14 protein-coding genes are annotated in these 17,222 nt (G+C 32.2%); all 14 read right to left on the minus strand.

Going from position 1 to position 17,222, the window contains the following annotated elements:
• Positions 1-7: 7 nt before the first annotated feature.
• Positions 8-1,438 carry a spore germination protein gene (locus N4A57_RS17050; protein ID WP_293659278.1) on the minus strand — a complete coding sequence of 477 codons (1,431 nt, stop codon included), beginning with the start codon at positions 1,436-1,438 and terminating at the stop codon, positions 8-10.
• A gap of 25 nt (positions 1,439-1,463) precedes the next feature.
• Entirely contained in the window at positions 1,464-2,546 is a 1,083-nt protein-coding gene (locus tag N4A57_RS17055) for a GerAB/ArcD/ProY family transporter (protein ID WP_293659279.1), read from the minus strand.
• Between the two features lie 40 nt (positions 2,547-2,586).
• On the minus strand, positions 2,587-3,684 hold the full coding sequence (locus N4A57_RS17060) for a GerAB/ArcD/ProY family transporter (RefSeq protein ID WP_293659280.1): 1,098 nt from the start codon (positions 3,682-3,684) through the stop codon (positions 2,587-2,589).
• Between the two features lie 121 nt (positions 3,685-3,805).
• Positions 3,806-4,933 (minus strand): Ger(x)C family spore germination protein, encoded by a 1,128-nt coding sequence (locus tag N4A57_RS17065; protein ID WP_293659281.1) that lies wholly within the window; start codon positions 4,931-4,933, stop codon positions 3,806-3,808.
• A gap of 248 nt (positions 4,934-5,181) precedes the next feature.
• Entirely contained in the window at positions 5,182-5,712 is a 531-nt protein-coding gene (locus N4A57_RS17070) for a 3'-5' exonuclease (protein WP_293659282.1), read from the minus strand.
• 68 nt (positions 5,713-5,780) lie between these two features.
• The gene (locus N4A57_RS17075; protein WP_293659283.1) at positions 5,781-5,984 is read right to left on the minus strand and encodes a hypothetical protein; all 204 of its coding nucleotides are present in this window, start codon (positions 5,982-5,984) and stop codon (positions 5,781-5,783) included.
• A 174-nt stretch (positions 5,985-6,158) separates the two neighbouring features.
• A complete protein-coding gene (gene hisC, locus N4A57_RS17080; protein ID WP_293659284.1) occupies positions 6,159-7,244 on the minus strand; it encodes a histidinol-phosphate transaminase in 1,086 nt (361 codons plus the stop codon).
• 11 nt (positions 7,245-7,255) lie between these two features.
• Positions 7,256-8,326 carry a butyrate kinase gene (gene buk / locus N4A57_RS17085; RefSeq protein WP_293659285.1) on the minus strand — a complete coding sequence of 357 codons (1,071 nt, stop codon included), beginning with the start codon at positions 8,324-8,326 and terminating at the stop codon, positions 7,256-7,258.
• A gap of 1 nt (position 8,327) precedes the next feature.
• Positions 8,328-9,239 (minus strand): bifunctional enoyl-CoA hydratase/phosphate acetyltransferase, encoded by a 912-nt coding sequence (locus tag N4A57_RS17090; protein ID WP_293659286.1) that lies wholly within the window; start codon positions 9,237-9,239, stop codon positions 8,328-8,330.
• A 14-nt stretch (positions 9,240-9,253) separates the two neighbouring features.
• Complete coding sequence (locus tag N4A57_RS17095; protein ID WP_293659288.1) at positions 9,254-9,823, minus strand: indolepyruvate oxidoreductase subunit beta; 570 nt, start codon at positions 9,821-9,823, stop codon at positions 9,254-9,256.
• A 1-nt stretch (position 9,824) separates the two neighbouring features.
• The gene (iorA, locus tag N4A57_RS17100; RefSeq protein WP_293659289.1) at positions 9,825-11,585 is read right to left on the minus strand and encodes an indolepyruvate ferredoxin oxidoreductase subunit alpha; all 1,761 of its coding nucleotides are present in this window, start codon (positions 11,583-11,585) and stop codon (positions 9,825-9,827) included.
• A 211-nt stretch (positions 11,586-11,796) separates the two neighbouring features.
• The gene (locus N4A57_RS17105) at positions 11,797-13,806 is read right to left on the minus strand and encodes a sigma-54 interaction domain-containing protein (RefSeq protein WP_293659290.1); all 2,010 of its coding nucleotides are present in this window, start codon (positions 13,804-13,806) and stop codon (positions 11,797-11,799) included.
• Positions 13,807-13,882: 76 nt separating this feature from the next.
• Positions 13,883-14,737, minus strand: coding sequence for a metallophosphoesterase family protein (locus N4A57_RS17110; RefSeq protein ID WP_293659291.1), 855 nt, complete (start codon positions 14,735-14,737; stop codon positions 13,883-13,885).
• A gap of 484 nt (positions 14,738-15,221) precedes the next feature.
• Positions 15,222-16,730: a putative basic amino acid antiporter YfcC gene (yfcC, locus tag N4A57_RS17115; protein WP_293659292.1), complete on the minus strand. Its 1,509-nt coding sequence runs from the start codon at positions 16,728-16,730 to the stop codon at positions 15,222-15,224.
• Positions 16,731-17,222: the final 492 nt, after the last annotated feature.

Consider the following 17,222-nt stretch of genomic DNA (forward strand, 5'->3'; position numbering starts at 1 on the left):
TAAACATTTATTGCCTTGTCTTATCCTGGGTATTTAAATATTTAGGTCTTTTTTTAGCTAAGTTTATATCACTAAAGATGTAATTTTTCAAGTCTGTGAAATTAAAGGGTGAAAGGGGAGCCACATAGGGTATTCCAAAGGTTGTAATTGAGCATAAGTTAATGGTAATGAGTGTAAATCCCATAACGAACCCGAACAAGCCAAATATTCCCGTTATTAAAATCATAAAAAACTTCAATATCCTAATTGGGTTCATAATAGTATAATCGGGGGCTACAAAAGAACACATGACAGATAAGGCTACAATAATAACCATAAGCGGGCTAACAAGTCCTGCTGCAACTGCCGCTTGTCCAATAACAATAGCCCCCACAATACCAATGGCAGGACCTATTTGCTTGGGAAGTCTTATACTAGCTTCCCTTAGTATTTCTGCTGTAAATTCCATTAACGTGGCTTCTATAAATGCATTAAAGGGAACTGTCACCCTAGAACTTGCTATAGCCAAAATATATTGTGGTGGAAGTATATCTGGATGAAAACTAACAATGGCTACATATAGGGAAGACGCTGTTAGAGATATGATAAGAGCTATTGTTCTCAACACTTTAGAGAAGATTGCCAAATACATATTATCATAATGGTCATCACCCACATCTAAAAACTCAATAAAAGTCTTTGGCATAACTAGGGCTAAATTGCTTCCTTCTACAATAACAATAATCTTACCATCAAGTATATTTGCACATGCCGTATCTGATCTCTCCACAATTCCAACCTGAGGAAATAGATTGAAAGAGTTGTTTAATATGAATTTCTGAACATATCCTGATTCTAATACCCCATCTATATCTATGGCTTCCAATTTCTCCTTTACCTCATTCACATCTTTTTTGTTTGTAATATCTTCCATATATATTAAACCCACATTAGTTTTTGTTCTTTTGCCTATGGTAAAATTATCTATTCTAAGATCTTTATCCTTTATCCTATATCTTATCAATGATATATTATCATCAAAGTTTTCAGTAAAAGAATCCTTAGATCCCCTTAAGGTAGTATCTATTACAGGTGGTTCAATTCCCCTTTTTTCCACCTTTAGAGTATTGGCTGTTATGTATTTTTCTTCATTAGGTGAAAAAATAATAGATGCTCCTTCTAAAAGATGGTCAAGCATGTTATTTTCATCATGGTCAGTGGAAATATCATCTATGTAAATAACAGAATCTAATATTTTATCTATGCTAAGAATTTCATTCCTTCCGTTTTGCAATATGGGTTTTATAATATTATTTGACATACTCTCTTTATCTGTAATATGTTGAATATATAGTATAAACACTTCCATATTCATAATAGATAACCTTCTTGTGGATATTCCCACATTAGAATCTTTAAATTCTTCCATTTTCTCTATGAATTTACTTTTCTCATTCATATTATCCATCCTTTTAAGTTCTATTTTAGAGTTTTTTCACCTTCGTAACTACTAACAATATGATTGGTATTAATCCAGATGTTACCAACCCTAAATAAGCAAGGTACTCTAAAATTATTCTTACATCATCAATACTTCTAGGTACCTGCGACACAATAAATCCTATGGTTATTACAACAAATGCAAGAAGCTCAAATTTAATATTTTTACATAGTTTACTGATCATGAAAATTGAACCATATGCACCTAAAGTAATGGTACAAAATATGGCCATGAGCCATAAAACTATAAAAATACCATCAATCCTTTCTAAAAACTCAAGACTTTTTATATCTATCCTTCTTATTGTGGCAAATAACGCATCCTCATAGTAAACAATTCCATCCACACCCATAACAGAAATGCAAGATTCCACATTCAATATGTAGAGAATTCCTATAAATGTCACAATACCTACTACATACTTAAATATTTTTTTGTCATTCTTCCTTCTATCAATGGGAATAATAGTGAGTATTTCAATTCCTAAGAAAGGAACAATGGTAACCACAGTTGCTTTCACATATTCTCCCACCTGTTCTGGTATAAAAAAAGGTTTCAAATTGATTAACTTCCCTTGAGTAAACATGGATACATATATAATTAAGGCTCCTATGACTATGATGAAACCATATATTTCACAAATTCTTGCAATTACTCCTAACCTTTTTATTACAGCATAATATGCCACTGACAAAAATATTAAACTTAGTGCCCATACGGGAGTGTTTATTAATATCATAAGTTTAATAGATTCAGAAGATATTCTTGTTATCATAGTAACAAAGATGAAAAAATACATAATATATATAATCATGAATATAATTGTAATATATTTCCCAACTAGTATATTACTATAATCATATAGTGTTTTGTTTTCATGTACATATGCCAAATATGTAGTTGTGCAAGTAAAAGTAATAACTACCCCTAAGGCCATTATCAGGGTAAACCATCCCCCTGTACCTGCTTTTTCTGTAATAGTCTTAGGCAGACCTAAAATACCATATCCTACTACTGTGCCAAAAACAAGGAAGGCAATTTGCCTATTTGTAAGAGATTCATTCACGTCCCTATCTCCTTCCTCTACCTAATATACACTAAGTAATTTATCTAATTTTCTTATGACTCTCTTTAACCTTCGTAATTAGAAATAATATGGCTGGTATTAATCCTGCTGTAATCAAAGTACAATAACTAATATAATCCATTATTTTTTCCACTTCACTAACGGTTTGAGGGATTTGTGCCACAATATAACATAAAACTATCACAATGAGTGAGATCACGCTAAAATTAGTATTTTTCAAATATTTGCTAATCAAAAGGATAGCTCCATAGGTTTCTAAACAAATCGTACAAAATATAGACATGATCCATAACATAATAAAAATACCATCTATTCTTTCTAAGAACTCTAGACTTTTTATATCAACTCTTCTCACGGTGGCAAATAAAGCATCTTTGTAATAGATAATACTATCTACCCCCATAACGGAAATACAGGATTCTACAATGAGTATATAAAAAAGCCCTATGAATCCTACCGTAAGACCTGTATATTTAAATATTTTTTTACTATTATTCTTTTTCTCAAATGGTATAACCATGAGGATCTCTATACCAAGAAATGGAAATATAGTAACCAGGGTTGCTTTTATATATGCTTGCATATTAGCCACCACAAAAAAAGGTTTTAATTTTATTAATTTTCCTTGGGTGAATATGGATAAATGTATGACTATGGCACCTATAATAATGATTAAACCATATATTTCACAAACTCGACCTATTGTACCTAGGCCTTTTCTTACAGCATAATATACTACTACCATAAATAGTAAAGTCAATGCCCATATGGGAGTGTTTATCAATACCATAAGTTTAATAGTTTCTGAAGACATTCTTACACTCATAGAAGAAAGCATAAAAAAATACAATATATATACACACATAATTATATGTGTAATATATTTCCCAACTAATATGTTGCCATATTCGTATATGGTTTTATTTTTATGTACATATGGAAGATATGTAATTACATAGGTAAAAATCATAGTTATTCCTGTGGCCATGAGCAAGGTGAACCATGCCCCTGTCCCTGCATTTTCAGTAACATTCTTAGGAAGACCTAAAATACCATAGCCTACAACTATTCCAATAATAACAAAAGCGATTTGCCTATTTGTAAGCGATTCATTCATATGGTCATATCCTCCCCTTAACTATAGATTTCGTAACACTAAGCTTTCTTTATACAGTAACTTGCCTATAAGGGAACATAAAGCTGGTTTATGAACACGAAATCTATATAACCCTATCTACCTAATATTTTTCCTTAGCATTTGGATCTGTCAAAGTCTTATTTGTAATTTTAGTCTTAACATTCACCTCTACATCTGCCTCTCTAAATCCATCTTCCCAATTTATTTTCTTATAAATTTCAGGTTTTTTGGCCCTAAAGTATCTTGCAAACCCGAAAATATCGCACTCAAATTCCTTTTGGGATCTCTTTATAACAGACTCAATATTATTTTTAACTTTCTCTGATATGATATTTTCTAGCTTCTTGGTATATTCGTCACTTATTGGTTTCATATAATATTGATATCTTAATTGGGCCTTTAACTCTAAATCAATATTAATCTTAACTTTATTATGAACATAATCTGCTTTAATCTCTCTTTTATTAACAATTGTTCGAAAAGAAATCTTATTTTTACCATTATCACCCCTATCTATAATTTGAACTATCCTAGGTTTTTCTGCTAATACATACATTATTCCATCCGTATCTTTTATATTAATAATACCTACCAATTTTGAATTTTTCATAGCAGCAAGGCCTAAATATTTTATACTACCCTTCTCTATGCCCACATAAGGAAGTAAATATCCTATTTTACCTAATTTAATATCTGAAAGTAGTTCTCCAGTCACTGGATACAACCCCTCTCCCTTACCTGCCACATGTTCCATAATGTCTTCTATTAAAAATCCTACACATATGTCTTTATCTACCTTCACGTTAAATAATTCTCTTGGTTTTTCCCTAGTTACTACGGTTAAAATAGTTTTTCTATAGTCATATAAGTGGTCAATCCTATTTAAATAGGGTTCTATACCCCTTTTTGCATAATTTTCACCAAAAACAACAATCCTTGTAGCCCCTAAAAACACGGAAAAGGGATTCACAGAATCATAGTTTTTTCTACATTCCTCAAAGGTCTTACCATAGGATAACATCTTATATACATCTGATGTTTTAACCTTTTCTTCATCAGATGATGTGAGTTTAGCAATTTCACCAGTAAATTCAATATTGTCATTAACATAATCTACCCCAATACTAAGGGCAATACTTTTTTTATTAATGTCTTTAGAATCCCAACAACTGGTTAATAATGTCATACACATGGATACAATTAATAATTTAGCTAATTTCTTTGTCATATTTTTTCACCCTCGTAATTAAAATAATTCTATAGATTTTCCTGAAGTAGGCCCACATAAATAAAGTTTTTTGTTACGAAATCTATAACCTATACTAATTATTTAATAATATCCTTTTAAATATACATTTTCATACTATTAGTTTTTCCATTAATAGTTAACTAATACACGATTTGTATTAAAAGATTATATTGGGTCACATGCAATAATTGAAAATTAAAATACAGCCATAATTGGCTGTATTTTTTCTACTTTATATATAAGGTATAATCCATATGCTCTATCATCTTTATAAATGCTTTAGCTGTGACATAAGCATCACTTTCAGCCCTATGGGCCCTTTCATTATTAAGATTAAAGTGTCTTGTTAAGTCCTCTAACTTATTCCCCTTTGTTCCTATTCCCTTTAACTTTTTATATTCCTTAAATAGTTTCTTCGTACAAAGATAATTATTAATTTTTTCTTCTCCCATCTCCTCTAATTGATTGTTTAAAAATCTCATATCAAAGGAAGCATTGTGAGCCACTATTAATTTATTTTTCAAGAATCTATGAAATTTAGGAAATACATCCTCTATCTTGTCTGCCTTTTTTACCATATCTGTAGTTATACCTGTAATTGCCGTTATCCTAGGATTTAACCATTTTATTCCTGGATTAATAATTTTCCCTCCAGTTCTAACTACTTCATTCCCCTTAACATGGGCATATCCTATTTCAATAATCTTATCTTCATTAGATAATCCTGTAGTCTCAAAATCTATAATTACAAATTCCATATCAATCTCCTCATCTGTCTTTTATCTATTGAAATTATACCACAACACTACAAGATTAACCCTATCCTTTACTCTAAATCTAATGATTTCTTACCTTTTTTCTCACACTTACTTAGTAACCACAAAAGTGCCTCATCCCAACCCTCCTCTAAACATATCTTACCTATAGGAATAAATACACATAACAATACAGGTATACATACTACTATGGCCATCAATCCCATTAAAATAGCAATTATACTAGACACACCAAATCTCTTTTTCTCCAACACGGTCATCCCCCTGTTCCTATATGGATTTATCAAATGAAAGTTTTCCTTACACAGTAACTTGCCTACGAAGGCTCACATTCCCCCTATTTTCACATGACAAATATATATTTTCTCTTTTAATCATGAATTATCCTTCTAAAAAAACTCCTTCTAAAAACAGAAGGAGTTTTCTTTCTATAGTATTCTATCTAGTTCATCTATAAATTCTTTAGTTTGTTCTAATGTACCTGTACTTACCCTTAACCAATTATCATATTTCCACAAAAATCCTGGCCTTATGATAATGCCCTTTTTAAGTAATTCTTCAAATACTACCTTAGAATCTTTACCCACATTCATAAAAATGAAGTTTGCACTAGATTCCACATATTCAAGGTTATTTTTGTTACAATAATCTGTAATCATCTTTAAGGACTCATAATTTAACTTAACAGTATTTTCAATATGTTCCTTATCCTTTAGGGCAGCCCTTGCTGCTGCTTGAGCTATCTTATTCACATTAAATACAGTTTTACTCTTAGTCATCTCACTTATGATTTCTTTACTTGAGACTGCATAACCAACCCTAACTCCTGCAATACCAGAAGATTTAGAGAAAGTTCTTATGATTACTGTATTTGGCCTTTCTTTTAATATGCTTAAACTATCTGGATAATCCTTGTTCATAACAGCATAGTCATAGTATGCTTCATCTAAAACTACAATTAAATCCTTAGGAATATTATTGACTAAATAATCAACCTCTTCCCTAGTCATAATATTGCCTACTGGGTTATTGGGGTTACATACAAATATGGCCTTAGTCTTATTGTTAATACTATTAACAAACTTTTCAAAATCATGCTTATAATCCTTTAGAGGAATTTCTACTGCCACTCCACCCATGTGCATAGACCAATTCTTATATAATATAAATGAAGGAGTTGCCATTATAACTTCATCATCCTTTTCAACAAAGGTTTGAGCTATAATCCTTATAATATCTTCTCCACCATTTCCAAGTATAATATTATGAGCCTCTATCCCTAATTCTTTAGCTATATCATTTCTCAAATCCATACTTGCAGCATCTGGGTATATAAATACATTTTGTGCTTCATTCTTAATAGCTTCAATGGCTAATTTTGATGGTCCTAATGGATTCTCATTAGATGCAAGCTTAATAATTCTATCTAAGCCATATTCCTTTTTAACTTCTTCAATAGGCTTTCCTGGAACGTAACAACCTAAATTTAATAATTCTTTTCTAAACTTACTCATGGATATACCCCCTATCCTAAATCATATTCATAAGCTGTCTCCTCACCATTTAATACCCTTAGTCCACCTAAGGCTAAAGCTTCCAATTCATTTTCTCCTGGAACTATTTCAACTGGTCCTATAAATTCTACTCTACTCTTAATCCATCCACTTATTAATTTAGAATAAGCTATTCCACCTGTGATTATAACTCTATCTACCTTTCCATCTACAACTGTGGCCAGTTCTCCAATTCCCTTTGCCACCTGATAGGCCATGGCTTCATAAACAAGCTTAGCTTCTTCATTTCCCTCATCAATCATCTTTTGTACATGAATGGCACTATTAGTGTCTAAGTAAGATATTAACCCACCTTTACCCCTTAGCATTTTACTCATGGTTTTCTTGTCATATTTACCTGAGTAACAAAGATTGATCAGTTCCCTACAAGGAACCCTACCAGCCCTCTCTGGTGAAAAAGGTCCTTCATCATCAGATACTATGTCAACCATTTTCCCCTTATTGTGAACACTTATGGAGATTCCACCACCTAAGTGGGCAACTATAAAGTTGCAATCATAATAGGATTTTTCAATCTTCTTAGCAGTCTTTATGGCCATAGCTCTCATATTAAGTGCATGGGAAAAACTCTTTCTCTCAATTTCTTTCATACCAGATATTCTGGCTATAGATGTTAATTCGTCCACAGCCACAGAATCATATATATATGCATTAATCCCTAATGGATTAGCTATTTCATAAGCTATAATAGCTCCTAAGTTAGATGCATGCTCTACTACAGGTCTATTAGTTAGTCTGTCTATCATACTCTCATTTACCCTGTAAGCTCCAGATTTTACTGGGGGCAACATTCCACCTCTACCTACTACTGCAGACAAATCTTTAACTTCAAATCCAGCTTCTTCTAAAAAAGCAAGTATGGCATCCCGTCTCATAGAGCATTGTTCTATGGTCTTATCATACTTTTTAAGTTCTTCACTTGAGTGGTCTATGGTAGTTTTATGAATTTCTAATTCGTTTTCATATATGGCCACCTTAGTAGATGTGGAGCCTGGGTTTATTGATAATACATAATGTTTCATATTACTCCTCCCTATCCATAGCTGAAGCTAATACTAAAGATAAATATTTTTCTTCTGTAGAAGAACCCCTTGATGTAAGTACTATAGGCACTTTGGCACCTACTACTATTCCAGCCATTTTTCCATTGGCTGAATAAATAAGTGATTTTGAAACTATGTTTCCAGTTCCTATGTTTGCCATTAAAAGGATATCTGCATCTTCTACAATAGGACTGTCAAAGCCTTTAATTCTAGCAGATTTTTTACTCATAACTAAATCATAGGAAATGGGACCTTCTATTATACAGTCTTTTATTTCACCATTTAAACTCATATCCTTTAACTCTTTAGCATGAACAGTCTCTTCCATCTTAGGATTTACTTTTTCAATGGCACAAAGGGCTGCCACTTTAGGTTTTTCATATCCTATTAGCTTTAAAGTTTTCACTGCATTTTCCACAATAGCCTTTTTTTCTTCTAAGGTAGGATATAATACCATTCCACCATCTGTTACTACTAATAACTTTTTGTAAGTAGGTATTTCTAAAAATGCCACATGGGACATGACACTGCCTGTTCTTAGTCCTGACTCCTTACTTACTACGGCCTTAAGAAGTTTTGAAGTATCAATTTTCCCCTTCATTAAGTAATCTGCTTTGTTCTCACGGATTAAATCTACTCCACATTTAGCCGCCTCTTCCATAAAATCAGCGTGAATAATATTTTCATCTTCTATTTTATTCTTTTGTTTTTCTAATATTTCTTTTATTTTTTCACTATTTCCTATTAGTATAGGATTTACTATTCCATCACCCTTAGCCAAGAATATAGCCTCTAGTGTGTGCTCATCTTCAGCACACACTACAGCCACTCTCCTTTTTTCTTGATTACTTTTCACTTTATTTATTAGTTTGTTGAAATTTTCAAAAACCATATTATCCCTCACTTTTATAATTCCATTCCCTTTTTTAGTGCCTTAATATTTATATAATGTAATTTTTCTGGAATATTTTCCTTTAATACTTCTACCCAATCTATAGTATCTATTCCTAAAGCTTTTATTAAAGCACCTAATATTACTATATTTTGAGTTAGGACATTTCCAACTTCTTCTGCCACAGAAAAGGCATGAAAAACTTTACAATTCTCAACTTCTTCCTTTAGTTTCTCTATTACACCCTTTGGATATTCTTCTTTTCCTATTAAAACAGGAAGGGAATATATTTCATAATCATTTATTAATAGTGTGCCACCTTTTTTTAATTTATCTAGCCATCTTACGGCTTCAATTTTTTCAAAGGCAATTACTAAGTCTGCACTATTTTCCACAATACATGGAGAATATACCTTCTCTCCAAATCTAATTTGAGTAGTCACACTTCCACCCCTTTGGGCCATACCGTGAATCTCTGACATTTTCACATCATATCCTATTTTCATAAGACCACTTACTAAGATTTTAGACGCAAGGATAATCCCTTGTCCTCCAACACCTACTAATAATAAACTCCTAGTCATATTATTCACCCACCTTTACAATTGAATCAAATTTACATACTTGCTTACATAATTCACAACCATTACACATGGCCTTATCTATTAAAATATCTCCATCCTTTAAGGTAATAGCTGGACATCCTATCTTCAAGCACATTCTACACTTTTTGCATTTTTCTTGAACTACTTCACAATTTAGATGAGCCCTTTCCTTTCTAACTTCCTTAATTAAAGCACAAGGTCTCTTTGTTATTAATACAAATGGCTCCGTTGCATTATATGCCTTCCTAACTCCTTCTTTAGTCTTTTCCAAATCATAGGGATCTACCACTACAACGTTTTCCTCTTTTATACCACAGGCCTTAACTACTGCTTCTATATCTATAACCTCTGTTATTTCACCCATTAAAGTCTTTCCTGTTCCAGGGTTTTCTTGATGGCCAGTCATGGCTGTTGTAGAATTATCTAATATGACTAATGTTATTGGAGTCTTATTGTAAACTGCATCAATAAGTCCCGTTATTCCCGAGTGAAAAAATGTAGAATCTCCCACAACTCCAAATACCTTCTTATCCACATTCCCCATTTGGAAAGCCTTCTTAAGTCCTATTGCTGCAGAGAAGCCTGCTCCCATACATATAACCGTATCTGTCACATTAAGAGGTGGAATTAATCCTAATGTATAACATCCAATATCTCCTGATACAACTAAATCCTTATATTTACTCATGGCATAGAATATTCCCCTATGAGGACATCCAGCACATAGCATAGGTGGACGTTTAGGTAAATTAACATCTACCTTATAGGCTGTATCTTCTTCTTCACCTTTAAAGGCCTTTCTTAATATATGTGGATTTAATTCTCCACATGGGGATAATACTTCTTTACCCGTACACTTTATTCCCATGGCTTTAACAAAATTTTCAATATATGGTTCATTTTCCTCAATCACATAGATTTTATGAACCTTATCTGCAAATTCCTTTATTAATTTATCTGGCATAGGGAAAGTAAGTCCTAGTTTTAAATAGGATACTTCATCTCCAAATACTTCCTTAGCATGTTGGTAAGAAATACCACTTGTTATTATACCTATCTTAGTATCATTCATTTCCATTCTATTTAAAGAACATTTATTTGAATATGCTCTTAGTCTATCTAAATTTTCTTCTAATACTACATGTCTAGCTCTAGCATGGGCTGGCATCATGGCATATTTTTGTACATTTTTTTCATATTTTTTAACGCCAACTTCTTCTCTCTCTGATAAGGTAACTAATCCCTTAGAATGACAAATCCTTGTAGTTACTCTAAACATAACGGGAACATCAAATTCTTCACTTATTTTAAAGGATTCTTTTATATAATCTAAACATTCCATACTATCTGATGGTTCTATCATACAGACCTTAGCATGGGGTGCATATAACCTATTGTCCTGCTCATTTTGTGAACTATGCATTCCAGGTTCATCTGCACTTATTACTACTAATCCTCCATTTACACCCTCGTATGCTATGGTGAAAAATGGATCTGCTGCCACATTAAGACCTACGTGTTTCATGGCTACTAATGTTCTAGCTCCACCTATAGCTGCTCCACATCCAACCTCTAGGGCTACCTTCTCATTAGGTGACCACTCTGAGTTGATTTCCTTGTAGTTAACCACATTTTCAAGTATTTCTGTACTTGGTGTTCCTGGATATGCTGCTGCCACAGTACATCCTGCCTCATAGGCACCTCTAGCAATGGCCTCATTGCCTGACATGATTTTTTTCATATAACCATCCTCCTTAGTCCCATTTTTAGTAGTTTATATTTGGTATACAAAATATTTTTCATACAAATAAAACTTTTTAGTTTTTACGCCTCTATATTATTAACAGCAAAATTCATACCAACTATTCCCCTGTATTTTTTCAGTATTTTTGCCCTTTTCAGAAAATTTTACTCAAAGTTAAAGGGTTAAATGGTGTAAATCAGTTCACCATTTAACCCTTTTTCATATAAGATAAGGCCCGTTTGCCAAAGTCCGTTATGACAGTACCTCCTCTTCCCTTATATATTTCTACCATGAAAAATTGTTCTAATCTAGAGAGTATACTTCTAATCTCATTTTCACTTATATATATGCCCTCTTCCTTTGCCACTTGATATATACTTCGCCTTCCCATCCTTTTCCCTATTATTTGCCCCTTTTCTAATTCCTCTAATACAAATATATACTTTCTTATTCCCTTTCCCACTTGCTTTTTAAGTTTATCTATAAAAATCACATCATCTTCTTCTAATCCTTCTTCATATATGCCTATATGATCAAAGGGTAAATCCTTCACTGCCACCTTTTTTAACCCAATATTAGTAAAGTATTCTATATAATTTCTAAGTTCCCTCACATTCCCCCTCCAATTATGGGTTAAAAGGGCATCAATGGCATTAGGCATGAAATAAAATTCACTATGAAATTCATCTTTCATTTTTTCTATAAGTGGAATAATATCTCCAGTCCTAGTTCTAAGGGGAGGAATCATAAGGGGTAATACATTTAATCTAAAGTATAAATCTTCCCTAAATTGTCCACCCAATACCATTTCCTTTAAATTTCTATTTGTTGCAGCTATAATTCTAATATCTACTTTTATTAAGGTGTCTCCACCTATTCTCATAACTTCCTTTTCTTGCAATACCCTAAGAAGTCTTAGTTGCAGCTTAAGGGGCATTTCACCTATTTCATCTAAAAATAAAGTTCCCCTATGGGCCAATTCAAGAAGGCCTGTCTTTCCACCCTTTTTAGCTCCTGTAAAGGCTCCTTCTTCATATCCAAAGAGTTCACTTTCTAAAAGACTCTCAGGCAAGGCACCGCAATTAATAGCAACAAATTGATACTCTTTTCTATCAGAGCTATTATGGATGGCATGGGCAAACAATTCCTTTCCTGTTCCACTTTCTCCAGTTATGAGAACAGAAGAATTGGATTTAGCCATCCTTCTAGCCATTTCCTTACACTTTTCTATTTTTTCACTTTTTCCAATAATATTAGAAAAATTATACTTCGCACGATGGCCCTTACCTATTAATTTCGCCCTTATTTTATGCTGCTTTCTCTCTAGTTCACTGAACTTTTTAAATAATCCCACCACTCCATACATTCTATTTGAATGAAATATGGGGTATATGGATACTATAATGTCTTCTCCGTTTATCTTAATAAGCTGTTCTTTTATGTATATGTAATCTTCTAAAACTGGATTGAAATATATTTGTGGAAATAATTCTATTAAACTCCTATTAATCACATCCTTTTTCTTATATCCAGTTATTTCACCACAGTTATCTGTAAAGGTCTTTACTATCCCCTTTTTATCTCCTATTATAACCCCTTCATCAATAACCTTAAATAGTATATCAAGTTGACTTTGGAATTTATTAACCCTTCCAAGCATATGAAGAAATCCTGATTCATTAGTAATCATTTCCTTATATTTTTCCATTATATTTTCATTTTTTATTATATAATCTATATTAAACCTCACTGCAACTTCTATTATTGTACTTAGGTCTAATAATACTCTTCCAATAAAATTTTCTTTCTTTTCATTATTTAAATCTAGACATACATGTGGATTTTCACATTTATATGTGTATAGTTTTTTTCCTGTAAGATTATATATGACGCATAGAATTTTATCCATTATTTCAGGGTTTTCATGAAAAATACAAACCTTTTTATTATTGTCTAAATTTTTAATTTTATCTATGGATTCTTTAGATAAAGTTAAATTTGCTTCTATTACACTAGACCCTTGCCCTAATTTTTCTTTAATATTTACAAAAGTCCTATTATGAGGAACTAGAATTAAGGACTCCCTTTCACAATTCTTTAGTTCTTCCCTCTCTATACACCTAATATTTATATTATCCTCAAATAAATTATTCAATTGATTTCTTATATTTTTCCCATCCTCATAATTAAAATCTACTATATACAATTTTTTGTCCAAAATTCCCCACCTCTTTATCCCCATAAATCTCATTAACTTCTTGTATATTTAATTATATCATTTAATATAAAACAATTTAAATTTCATAAATTGTAAAAGCCACATTTCTATCTTTCTTATCTTTAACTACTTCCACATCTATAAAATGGTGATCTATGGTTTCATTAAAGTTTTTACATAATAATCCTCCACCTCCACCAGTAACTATTATGGGCACATTATCTATAGTCTGCATTCCATAGGCATGAATGTGACCGCAAAAGATGGCTTTTATATATTTCTTATAGGTTTTAATTATGTATACAAACTCCTCTACACCATGTTTAAAGGTATGGTTATCAGTTTTCCCTCCATCAGTCCAACTCCCCCAGTTAGGTGGAATATGCATACTTATAAAAAAATTAAATATACTGTTTTTAATTCCATTCTCTATAGGATTTATTAATTTCTTTTCAAGATACTCTTTAGAAAATCCCATGTACTCTTTTTTATTCTCCACATGTCCCGTATTATTAAGCCATATAAACCTACTCCCATCCACATCTATAAAATAATCTGAAGGAGCAATATGTCTATTAAAAGGTTCCGTGTCTCCTACAACCTTAAAGGACCCTATTCTATCATGGTTTCCCGTGGCGCAGAACATGGGAATTTTATTTAAGATTTCATCCCTATTTATAATTTGTACAAAATCTTTCATCCTATCCTCAGATCTTTTGTGAATCGTATCTCCCACATGGATTATAAACAGGGGATCTATGTTTTTTTCTTTAAATAAATCCACCACCCTATCTAATCCATTTCTACAATCAGATCCCTTATGAAACAAATGAGTATCTCCAACTACTACAAAATTCCATTTATCCTTCAAATTCTTTTTTCTTTCCTTTAATAATTCCATTGATTTATCGTATAAAGATTTATAGTACAAGATTTTAACACTCCCTAATCTATTATAATATTCTATTTTTCCCTTTTAATAATTAAAAAAAACTGTGTTTTAAACACAGTTTTTTCTAATTTTTTCACCTCATGTTATACCTTAACAACTAACTTTTTCAGTTCCTTTAATTTTTATAGATTTCGTAACACTAAATTTTCTTTATACAGTAACTTGCCTATAAGGGAAACTATTGAAAATCTTTGGAACCCTGGAACGTTACAACATCCTATGCTACTTGAACATGACACGTGAACCTATCTACGAAGATTCATACTTTCGCTTGTGACAAGGACTTGGGTGGAAAAGATTTTCAATAGTTTCCTGAAATAGGCCCGTATAAAGCAAGTTTATACACCAGAAATCTATATTGTACTAACTTTCTTCTATTAACTTATACATAAAAACACCCTAGAAAGTAGACTTTTTAATTGTCCACTTATAGGGTGCATTATATAAAATAGATGGTATTCTTTTAGTTAAATCCCATTACAGTGGCTATCATAACAAATGCAGATGCACATCCAAATAATATCATTTGGAATTTAAATTGCCATTTTGCCCATGTCATCCACTCTATCTTAGTAATTCCTAAAACAGCAATAAGAATTCCTGAAGTTGGAACTATTAAGTTTGTAAATCCATCTCCTAATTGGAATGCTAAAACTCCTACTTGTCTACTCACTCCTACAAGATCAGCAAGTGGTGCCATTAGTGGCATAGTAAGAGCTGCTTGTCCTGAACCTGATACAACAAAGAAATTAAACACTGATTGGAATACATACATAAACCATGCTGCAACTGCTGGTGGTAGTTTTCCTACAATATTTCCTGTATAGTGAAGTACAGTATTAAGTACTGTTGGTGTAGTTGGATCAGAACCTCCTAAAACTAGGATAATTCCTTTTGCCATACCCACTACTAATGCTGCACCTAATAAATCTTTTGAACCTTCTTTAAAAGCTTTTGCCATACCATTCATTGTCATATCATTTAATTTGAATATAATACCAATGATTCCTGATACAATTCCCATAATAAAAAATTGTGTTGCAATCTCTGGAATATAATAACCATACTTCATTACACCCCATATAACCCAAGCCATACCTAGTACAAGAGTTAAAATAACTAGTGTGTGTCCTAATCCAAAATCTGATTTTATATCTTGATCAGAGTTAAGTTCATTTCTATAAACTGCATCTTGCTCATAAGAAATAGATTTTGTTGGATCTTTCTTTATCTTTTTAGCATGGCTCATTGTATATCCTATACCAAGAAGTGTAAAGAACATCCACATAACTACTCTAAATCCAGCCCCTGATAAGACAGGTATTCCTGAAACTCCTTGTGCAATGGCAACACTAAATGGATTCATCCAAGAAGTTGCAAAACCTATTTGGGTTGCCACATATGTAATTAATATACACGTAACTGCATCATAACCCATTGCCACAATAATAGGAACTAGGATCATTACAAAGGGAATAGCCTCTTCCCCCATTCCAAATACTGCCCCTCCTAATGAAAATAAAATAAACAATATAGGAATAATTGCAACCTCGAAGCCCTTTGTTCTCTTAATCATTGCAAACATTCCCGCTTCTACGGCTCCTGTTTTTAAAATAATTCCAAAAGCTCCTCCGATAACTAAGATAAATGCAACAACGCCAACTGCTGAACCCCATTTATCTCCACTTACAAGACCTTCAAACATGTAGTTTGTAACTCCTACACCTCCATAAGGTTCAAATAATTTTATACCGTTTTTTACAGACTCACCATTTTCATCTTCAACAATTTTAAAACTTTCTGGAATAAGAACTGTCTTAGTTTTTTCAGTTCCATCCGCCTTTGTGTAGCTAATATCATGGGTATCAAATTGACCTACTGGTACAACATATGTTAATGCTGCTGCCAATAAAATAACAAAAAATATGATTACATAGGTATCTGGTACTGCAAATCCTTTTTTATTTCCCATGGATTCTCCTCCTGTCAAATTATGTATTGTAAAATCGATTTCCTGTATTATCATACATGGTATAAGTATACATAGTCAACACTTTCTACCCTAAAAAGTGGATTTTCTCCAAAAAATATGTTTTTTCTCGCTTTGGTGTATATTGTAACAAACCACTTGTTTTAAGAACAAAGACAAATGGTATTATCCACTAACTGGTAAAAATAATTTTATAGTAAAATCCATTGGTTTATACTAAATAAAATAGCTCATGCCAGTATAAATAATAATTCTTATTTATAGATTTCGTATTTATAAACTTGCTTTATGTGGGCCTACTTCAGGAAAATATATTGAAATTTTTTTCCATTGAAGTCCTTGTCACAAGCGAAAGTGTGAATCTTCGTATATAGGTTCATGTGTCATGTTGGAGTAGCATAGGATGTTGTGACGTTCCAGGGTTCCAAAGATTTTCAATAGTTTCCCTTATAGGCAAGTTACTGTATAAAGCAA

This window comes from Anaeromicrobium sp. (genome assembly GCF_025210435.1).
In the GTDB taxonomy this organism is placed as follows: domain Bacteria; phylum Bacillota; class Clostridia; order Peptostreptococcales; family Thermotaleaceae; genus Anaeromicrobium.

Bases quoted from the DNA above. Each gene is read 5' to 3' on its own strand.
- N4A57_RS17050 (WP_293659278.1), bottom strand. From the start codon at position 1,438: ATGAATGAGAAAAGTAAATTCATAGAGAAAATGGAAGAATTTAAAGAT.
- N4A57_RS17060 (WP_293659280.1), bottom strand. From the start codon at position 3,684: ATGAATGAATCGCTTACAAATAGGCAAATCGCTTTTGTTATTATTGGA.
- N4A57_RS17065 (WP_293659281.1), bottom strand. From the start codon at position 4,933: ATGACAAAGAAATTAGCTAAATTATTAATTGTATCCATGTGTATGACA.
- N4A57_RS17070 (WP_293659282.1), bottom strand. From the start codon at position 5,712: ATGGAATTTGTAATTATAGATTTTGAGACTACAGGATTATCTAATGAA.
- hisC (WP_293659284.1), bottom strand. From the start codon at position 7,244: ATGAGTAAGTTTAGAAAAGAATTATTAAATTTAGGTTGTTACGTTCCA.
- buk (WP_293659285.1), bottom strand. From the start codon at position 8,326: ATGAAACATTATGTATTATCAATAAACCCAGGCTCCACATCTACTAAG.
- N4A57_RS17090 (WP_293659286.1), bottom strand. From the start codon at position 9,239: ATGGTTTTTGAAAATTTCAACAAACTAATAAATAAAGTGAAAAGTAAT.
- N4A57_RS17095 (WP_293659288.1), bottom strand. From the start codon at position 9,823: ATGACTAGGAGTTTATTATTAGTAGGTGTTGGAGGACAAGGGATTATC.
- iorA (WP_293659289.1), bottom strand. From the start codon at position 11,585: ATGAAAAAAATCATGTCAGGCAATGAGGCCATTGCTAGAGGTGCCTAT.
- yfcC (WP_293659292.1), bottom strand. From the start codon at position 16,730: ATGGGAAATAAAAAAGGATTTGCAGTACCAGATACCTATGTAATCATA.